This is a genomic window from Janthinobacterium sp. AD80 (assembly GCF_002878455.1).
Lineage (GTDB): Bacteria > Pseudomonadota > Gammaproteobacteria > Burkholderiales > Burkholderiaceae_D > Janthinobacterium.
Window position 1 is genome coordinate 1 of record NZ_NRDQ01000244.1, and the last position, 7,042, is coordinate 7,042.

Consider the following 7,042-nt stretch of genomic DNA (forward strand, 5'->3'; position numbering starts at 1 on the left):
CACGGGCTGCAAGGTGACTTTCGCGCCCAGCTGGCGCAGGGTGTCGGCCACCTGCTGCACGGCGGCCGCCGCGCCGGCGGAACCGGACAGGCGCGGGCCGATCAGGTCCGTCATGTCGGCCAGGCGGGCATACGCCCAGTCGCTGTGCAGGGCCGTGTCGCGCACCTGCGCCAGCGCCTGCGGCGCATTGCCTGGCGCGGCGGCAAAGGCGCCGGCGCTGAGCAGGCAGCCTATGCTCAGGGATACAGCGCAACGGCGCAGTGGCGCGCCAGTCAGGAAGGTCGTCATACGATGGGGTTTCCAGTCAAAAAATCAGTGCGGATACGCCATGCGCAGGGGCATGGCACAGCGTTCTACGATAACGCATTTATTCTGTCGCTGCAGCAACTTTTACCGCGCGCGATTGCCTGCGCCAGCCCAGGTGGATTACCATGCAGTTCGCACCCACCACTGGATACCGCCATGCTCAAGGGAACACTGTGTACCGTCAGGCACGTGCAAGCCGCCGACCTGAACAACTACATCGCGCTGGTCAACGACCTGCCTTCGCGCGGCGAATTCTTTTCCATGCAGTTCAAGTCGCCCGAGGTGATACGCCGCGAATTCATGCAGACGGGCCTGGTCACGGAAGACAGCGAACTGTTCCTGATCGAGGACCAGCACCAGCACATCATCGGCACCATCACGCATTTCAAGAGCCGCACGCCAGCCTCGCGCGAAATTGGCTACCGCCTGTTCGACCCGCAGCGCGGCGGGCGCGGCTACACCAGCGAAGCCACGCGCCTGCTGGTCGATTACCTGTTCCATGCCTACACGTATCACCGGCTGGAACTGCTGATGGACCCGCAGAACACGGCGTCAGAGCGCATTGCGCAAAAGAACGGTTTTACGCAGGAGGGACTGATGCGCCAGGCGTTCTTCATCAATGGCAGCATGCGCGATGTCAAAATGTACAGCCTGCTGCGCCCGGAATGGCAAGCCCGCTCGCGCTGACAGGCCCAGTTGTTACCGGCCGGGCTCGAATGTAATAAGTTGTATTAGACGTGGAACAAGCGCGGTGCAGCAGATATAGTCCACTTCATGCAGATCATTGTGATCTCGCCGGAATGGAAGGAAATGCCATGTTGAACAAGAAACTCCTGGGTGCGGTAATGGTAGCGGCAGTGGCTGTGTCTTCGGCCGCAGTCGCCGGCGACCGCGACTTCAATACCGTTGCAGGCGCCGTTGTTGGGGCGGCCATTGGCAACAGCACCGGCGGCCGTAACGGCGCGATCGTCGGTGGCGTCATCGGCGCCGCCGTTGGCAACAGCATCAATACGAATGACCGCTATTATGACCGTGGCGGCTATCGCGGCGGCTACCGCGAAACCTATTATGCGCCTGCGCCACAGCCTGTGTACTACGCACCGGCGCCGCAGCCAGTCTATTACGCACCGCCGCCGCGCTACTACGGCCCGCCGGCTGTCGTGTACGTGCAGCCGGGCCGCGGCTACTACCGCGGCCATGGCCACCGCGACCGCTACTATGACAACGACCGCGGCCATGGCCACGGCTGGGGCCATCGCCGTTAAGCCTTGCCCCGCTTCAAAAAACCTGCGCCAGCCTGCTGCCGCAGGTTTTTTTATTGGATAGGCAACGTATCGCCTGCAAGAAATATCAGCTAAGCTGTGTCCTATGATCAACATTCTTACCGCCCGGACCGCAGCAAACGATGCATTTCATTAAAGACGCGCTGGACTTTGGCCCCTGGCTCGATGCCGCCGCTGGCAGCAGCGTGGGCGCCGGCCCCGTTCCACGGCACGAGAACCAGGACAATTTCCTGCTGATCGATGCCCAGGGCCAGGCCGTGTACCTGTCGGGACAGGCGCCGCTGCGCTGCCAGGTGCCGGGCTGGCCCGCCGGCCATGTACGCGCCGCCGTGCTCGATGGCATGGGCGGCCACGGCCACGGGCGCGAAGCGGCCGAAGCGGCCGTGCAGGGACTGCTGGCCGTGCCCGCCTGTCACGATACGCGCAGCCTGTCAGCCCACCTCGACCAGTTGCACACGCGCCTGCAAAGCCAGTTCGCCGGCGAGACGCCGGCAGCGGCGCGCCAGCCCGGCACCACCCTGACCCTGCTGGAAATACCGGCCGGCCAGGCGCCGCTGCTCTACCATGTGGGCGACTCGCGCCTGTATGAAGTGGCGGACGGCACGGCCAGCATCCTCACCGTCGACCATGTGCCGGCCACCGTGCACGCCATGCGCGGGGTGCTGGACGAAGCCGGCTGGCGCGCTTGCGTGCATGGCATCCACCATCCGCAAATCTCGCAGGCATTTATCCTGGGTAACGCCATCGGCGATACCTTGCAGCTCGACAAGCCGCTACGCGCGCTCGATGCGGGCAATTTACCGTCCTTTCTGTCGCACCTGGGCGACCGCAGGGTGCTGCAGTTGCGGCCAGGCGCCTGCTACTTGCTGGCCAGCGATGGCTTCTGGGCCTGCGCCGACCCGCTGGCGCTGACCGCCCGCTGGCCATCGCTGTGCGCCGGCAAGAACGCCGGGCAAGCCGTCACGGCGCTGCTTGATGATTTTCACGCCCATCCGCCCGCCGGCCTGCACAGCGACAACCTCACCGTGCTGGCCTTGCGTTTTACGCGCTGACGTTGCGCACGAGGCGGCTGGCGGCCAGGTAGCCGGCCGTGGCCGCCGTGGCGGACAGCACGCTGCCCCACGCCATGTCGATCACCGTCAAGGCCAGCGGCCAGGCTTGCAAGGTGGCATAGTTACTCAGGTCATAGGTGCCATAGGCCACCAGCCCCAGCAAGCCCCCCAGCGCCGCAGCCCTGCGGCCGCTGCCCGCGCGCAGGGCCGGCGCCATGGCAAACACCAGCAGCCCCAGCAGGTACAAGACATAGAACAGCACGGCCGGAGTCCAGCGCGGCTGCGCGGCCAGCAAGGGCCCCAGCGCCTGCGCGTAGGTTTCCTGCATCAGCACGGCCAGCCACAGCGCATCGATGGCAAGGAAAGCAAGCAGGGCTGCGCCATAGGCAACGGCAAGCTGGAGCGGGCGTGGGGCGGGCATGGGGGTCCTCCGGGTTGGCAAGGTGAATGTTGCTCCAGCATAAAGCAAAATGCCGGCGGGGGCGGCACGCTGCCCCACCACGCCAATGTTGCCGGCGCACATACGGTGTGGGGTAACGGCGCATACCGGACGTGTCATCATCGCGCGCGCCCGCCTTGACACGACTGTTATCAAAAGCACATATTCAAAAAGTCACGGAATATGATTTTAGGCAATAGTTTCCATCGTGATTATGGCAGCGTGTGACGATTGGCATGAAATCGGGCAAAAAGAGCGTGTGCGCTTGATGTGAAGGTTGCCAAGCGGGCGCAAAAGCGCGTAAGCTCTCATGTATAACAGAGGGCAAAATGCCCCCGCTCGATTCGAGTCAGAATGTCATGAAAAAATGCAGCAACCCGGAGCACCCGCACTGTACGTTCTGGGTCTTGCCTGGGGAAAACGTCTGCGCGGCCAACCACCCGCAAGCGACGATTGCTCCCAGCAGCTACGACCTGTTGACCGCACTGCGCAGCGCCCGTTCCGAGCCATCGGCAACGGCGCCTTCGCACGCCCCTGCAGTTGCCGCGCCAGTTGCCGCTTCAGCTGCTGCGCCAGTTGTTGCTGCTGCAGACACTGCTGCTGACAACTCCAGACACACCTTTCCTGCCCCTGCCCCTGCCGTCGCCGTTGCCATGCATACGGGCACGGCAATGTCCGCTGGCACTCCCCTGGCGTCCAAGGCCCATGCGCCGGCGCCCGCCGCCACGCCTGGCGCTGCGCCGGCCAGCGTGGCCCGTGCCGCCTACCAGCCGGTGCAAGCCCATTTGCACATCAGCGGCTTCGATCCGCGCGCGGCAGGCGGACGGCAAACCCTGAAAATGGAATTGCGCGGCATGGCCGCCGCCTGTGCGCCGCAGCTGACCGTGCGCCTGCGCTCGGACCTGATCCCCCGCGGTGCCGTCCAGCATGATTTCGTGCGCACCACGCGCGGCGACTGGCGCCCCGTGTTTGTCGAATTTTCCTCCCGCAACAAGGAACATGGCCAGTACCAGATCGAGGTGGAAGTGCACAGCCACGTCGATGGTGCCGTGGCGCAGAAATGGGTGTGCACCTTCGTCATCCTGGTGCCGCGCCGCGATGCGACCCTGACGGAAATCCACCAGATCTTCCTCAGCACGCACAAGAACGTGCGCGTGATGGCCGACGACGCCTCAATCGCCCGCGTGACGGGCGGCGACGGCTGCAATCTCGATGTCACGGCGCGCAATGCCGGCATCGCCCACGTGGATCTGTCCGCGCCGCAGGGCAAGATCGACATGGGCTTTACCACTATCGCCTGGGACGAGGAATTGATCGAGGTCGACCTGCCCGCCGCCAGCCACTGCCACCCGCACCCCAGCCAGGCCGCCTGCCTCGTGAACGCGGCGCCGGAAGCGGGCGAACAGCGCCAGATCCGCCTGTTCGCGCTGGAAGAATGCATGCTGGGCCGCTTCGAACTGGTGGACCCGGAAGCCGATGTACTGCTCAGCCATTTCAGCCCAGACGGCCAGGACAACAATGGCTTGACGCGCCGCCTGTCGGGCCGCCACGCCATCATCCGGCGCGGCCAGCAAGGCTTTGAAATCGAGGACGTGTCGCGCTATGGCCTGCTGCTCGACGGCGTCTGGCCCGGCAAGCACAAGCCCGTCGCCCTGCGCCTGGGCATGCGCATCGAATTGTCCGCCAGCATCAAGGGCATCGTCGTGCTCAGCGTCACGGCCCTGCTTGCGCACGGCGTGATCCTGCACCGCATCGACCACGGCGCCCGCGCCGAATGTTTTTACCTGCTGCTGCCCGAAGCACGGCCCACGCCATCCAGTCACCTTGCTACGCCACAGGCTGCCGCACTGCCCGTCCTTTTCCACCGCAACGGCGGCTTCTGGCACCTGGACGCTGCCAGCGGCAAGGAAACACCGCTGGTGCCCGCCACGGCGCTGGATAAACTCAGCGGCTTCGCGCGGCACAACCGTTTCGCCAGCGAACCGTATCCGGAATGCTGGATCATCCGCACCGAAGGCGCGGCGCTGTGCGACAGCGGCGCACTGACCGCCTAGCAATAGCGACGCTGCGCTTCCGCACGCCGGCACAGGCCCCCTGCGGTACCCGCCCGACGCGCCGCGCCGTGACCGCCTGACAACGCTTGCCTCCACCCGACACTAACGCGGGACGAGCACGAGAAAAATCAGCGACAGGCCGATAATGAACACCGCTTCCAGCGAAAACACGATGGCGGGGATTTGCAATTCGCACGGGATTTTCATGGCAACACCTCCTCAAAACGGACACCTGCTTGCAGCATAGCGCGCGGCGCGCGGAATGCATTATCAGCCGCACAACACACTTGACCGGCCGGCATCGTCTGCCCGGTTCGCCATGATCCACCTCCCGATACACAATTTAACAAATATTTGACAGATATTCTGCAATATCCTCGCCTGCCGCCCTTGCATACTGTATATTCATCCAGTTAATATCCGCGACGTTTCACAATGCGCCTGCGTGGCGTTTTACATTTCCTATGGCTTCCAACAAAGCGCATCATGCGACCGGTTGGGCTGCCGGCGTGATCGCCGCGGCCTTGGTCGCGCACGCTGGCGCCGGCGGCCCGTATCAAGTGCTGAGCGTGCTCGCCTTTGTCATGGGCGCGCTGGGCGGCACGGCGCCGGACTGGCTGGAAGTGGCCTGGTGGGCGCGCACGCACCGGCTGTGGATCACGCACCGCACGTGGACCCACTGGGGCCTGGCCTGGATCGCCCTGCTCGTCTACACATATCTGCAATTGCCGCACCATCTCTGGGCGCCGCCCCTGTTCGGCTTTGCGGCGGGCGGCATCATGCATCTGCTGGCCGACTGGCCCAATCCGCTGGGCGTGCCGTGGATCTTCCGCCGCCATTCCTTGCGCTGGTGGAAGAGCGGGCGCCACGACATCATCGTCATCCTCGCCGCCTGGCTGGCCGCCACGATGGTCGCCGACCACGTGTTTTTCGATGGCATCCACTGGCACCGCAGCGTGCTGGCCTTCGACAGCCTGCTGCACTGGTTCGCCTCGGCCTTGCAGCAGGCATGGGCGGATCTGCAACAGTGGCAGGAGCGCTGGCGCCTGGGCAAGCAGCAGTAATTGACGCCGCCCGCATGGCAATGTGATAATGAGTATCATTCTCAATAGCCTAGCCAGCCGGCACCGCGCGTTCCGTCAGCCCAGCCCATCCTTTGCCTGGAGTCCGCAGTGAGCACCGTCAGTCCCATCCATGCCGCCCACCTCACTACCCTGTACAGCGAACATCACGGCTGGCTGTTTGCCTGGCTGCGCGGCAAGCTGGGCAATCGCGCCGAGGCGGCCGACCTGGCGCAGGATACGTTTCTACGCCTGCTGGGCAAGCGCGAGGTGACACCGCTGGCGCCCCTGCGCGAACCGCGCGGCTACCTGGCCACCATCGCGCGCGGCTTGCTGATCGACCGCTACCGGCGCCAGGCGCTGGAACACGCCTACCTGGAAGCGCTGGCGCAGCAAGCTGAACCGACGACGATCAGCGCCGAAACGCATGCCATCATCATCGAAACCCTGCTGGCCATCGACCGCCTGCTCGACAGCCTGGGCGCACGCACGCGGGCCATCTTCCTGCTGGCGCAGATCGAAGAACTCAGCTACGTGGACATCAGCCAGCGCCTCGGCGTCTCGCTGCCCACCGTGAAAAAGCACCTGGTGCGCGCCTACACGGAATGCCTGATGCTGGCGGCCGGCTGATGTTCTGCGCGTCCCCTTCCCCGGCCATCGCCCGCAAGGTGCTGGCGGCGGCAGCCCACTGGCACGTGGAAGTCAAGTGCGGCAGCGCGGACCCGGCTGCCCTGCAGGCGTGGCGCGACGCCAGCACCGAGCACGAACGTGCCTGGGCTTTGCTGCAGCGCATGGACGGCCAGCTGGGCACGATACCGCCATCGCTGGCGCTTCCTGCCCTGCAGGC

The 7,042-nt window shown here is 64.9% G+C and carries 8 protein-coding genes and 1 pseudogene; 7 read left to right on the top strand and 2 right to left on the bottom strand.

The features are described 5' to 3' along the window. Nucleotides 1-288 (bottom strand): annotated as a pseudogene (locus tag JaAD80_RS27860) (peptidase M28); the annotation flags it as partial. 174 nt (nucleotides 289-462) lie between these two features. Between JaAD80_RS27860 and JaAD80_RS27865 the strand changes: the two are divergent. The 3 genes from JaAD80_RS27865 to JaAD80_RS27875 all read left to right on the top strand — a co-directional run bounded on the left by JaAD80_RS27865 (nucleotide 463) and on the right by JaAD80_RS27875 (nucleotide 2,641). Next, complete coding sequence (locus JaAD80_RS27865; RefSeq protein WP_102299385.1) at nucleotides 463-993, top strand: GNAT family N-acetyltransferase; 531 nt, start codon at nucleotides 463-465, stop codon at nucleotides 991-993. A gap of 128 nt (nucleotides 994-1,121) precedes the next feature. After that, entirely contained in the window at nucleotides 1,122-1,571 is a 450-nt protein-coding gene (locus tag JaAD80_RS27870) for a glycine zipper 2TM domain-containing protein (RefSeq protein WP_102299394.1), read from the top strand. A gap of 140 nt (nucleotides 1,572-1,711) precedes the next feature. Next, nucleotides 1,712-2,641: a PP2C family serine/threonine-protein phosphatase gene (locus tag JaAD80_RS27875; RefSeq protein ID WP_102299386.1), complete on the top strand. Its 930-nt coding sequence runs from the start codon at nucleotides 1,712-1,714 to the stop codon at nucleotides 2,639-2,641. Here the strand turns inward: JaAD80_RS27875 and JaAD80_RS27880 are convergent. Next, nucleotides 2,631-3,062 carry a DUF2177 family protein gene (locus tag JaAD80_RS27880; RefSeq protein WP_102299388.1) on the bottom strand — a complete coding sequence of 144 codons (432 nt, stop codon included), beginning with the start codon at nucleotides 3,060-3,062 and terminating at the stop codon, nucleotides 2,631-2,633. The two genes, JaAD80_RS27875 and JaAD80_RS27880, sit on opposite strands and share 11 nt — an antisense overlap. A 689-nt stretch (nucleotides 3,063-3,751) precedes the next feature. Between JaAD80_RS27880 and JaAD80_RS27890 the strand changes: the two genes are divergently transcribed. The 4 genes from JaAD80_RS27890 to JaAD80_RS27905 all read left to right on the top strand — a co-directional run. Then, the gene (locus JaAD80_RS27890; RefSeq protein ID WP_258003228.1) at nucleotides 3,752-5,134 is read left to right on the top strand and encodes an FHA domain-containing protein; all 1,383 of its coding nucleotides are present in this window, start codon (nucleotides 3,752-3,754) and stop codon (nucleotides 5,132-5,134) included. Nucleotides 5,135-5,598: 464 nt separating this feature from the next. Beyond that, nucleotides 5,599-6,198: a metal-dependent hydrolase gene (locus tag JaAD80_RS27895; protein WP_102299393.1), complete on the top strand. Its 600-nt coding sequence runs from the start codon at nucleotides 5,599-5,601 to the stop codon at nucleotides 6,196-6,198. A 108-nt stretch (nucleotides 6,199-6,306) separates the two neighbouring features. Continuing rightward, the gene (locus tag JaAD80_RS27900) at nucleotides 6,307-6,825 is read left to right on the top strand and encodes a sigma-70 family RNA polymerase sigma factor (protein WP_219726903.1); all 519 of its coding nucleotides are present in this window, start codon (nucleotides 6,307-6,309) and stop codon (nucleotides 6,823-6,825) included. After that, a partial coding sequence (locus JaAD80_RS27905) for a DUF4880 domain-containing protein (protein WP_180979631.1) occupies nucleotides 6,825-7,042 on the top strand: 218 nt, incomplete at its 3' end. The genes JaAD80_RS27900 and JaAD80_RS27905, both read left to right, overlap by 1 nt.

What these genes read in the sequence shown, in the direction of transcription:
- JaAD80_RS27870 (WP_102299394.1), top strand. Translation starts at nt 1,122, where the DNA reads ATGTTGAACAAGAAACTCCTGGGTGCGGTAATGGTAGCGGCAGTGGCT.
- JaAD80_RS27865 (WP_102299385.1), top strand. Translation starts at nt 463, where the DNA reads ATGCTCAAGGGAACACTGTGTACCGTCAGGCACGTGCAAGCCGCCGAC.
- JaAD80_RS27890 (WP_258003228.1), top strand. Translation starts at nt 3,752, where the DNA reads ATGTCCGCTGGCACTCCCCTGGCGTCCAAGGCCCATGCGCCGGCGCCC.
- JaAD80_RS27875 (WP_102299386.1), top strand. Translation starts at nt 1,712, where the DNA reads ATGCATTTCATTAAAGACGCGCTGGACTTTGGCCCCTGGCTCGATGCC.
- JaAD80_RS27880 (WP_102299388.1), bottom strand. Translation starts at nt 3,062, where the DNA reads ATGCCCGCCCCACGCCCGCTCCAGCTTGCCGTTGCCTATGGCGCAGCC.
- JaAD80_RS27895 (WP_102299393.1), top strand. Translation starts at nt 5,599, where the DNA reads ATGGCTTCCAACAAAGCGCATCATGCGACCGGTTGGGCTGCCGGCGTG.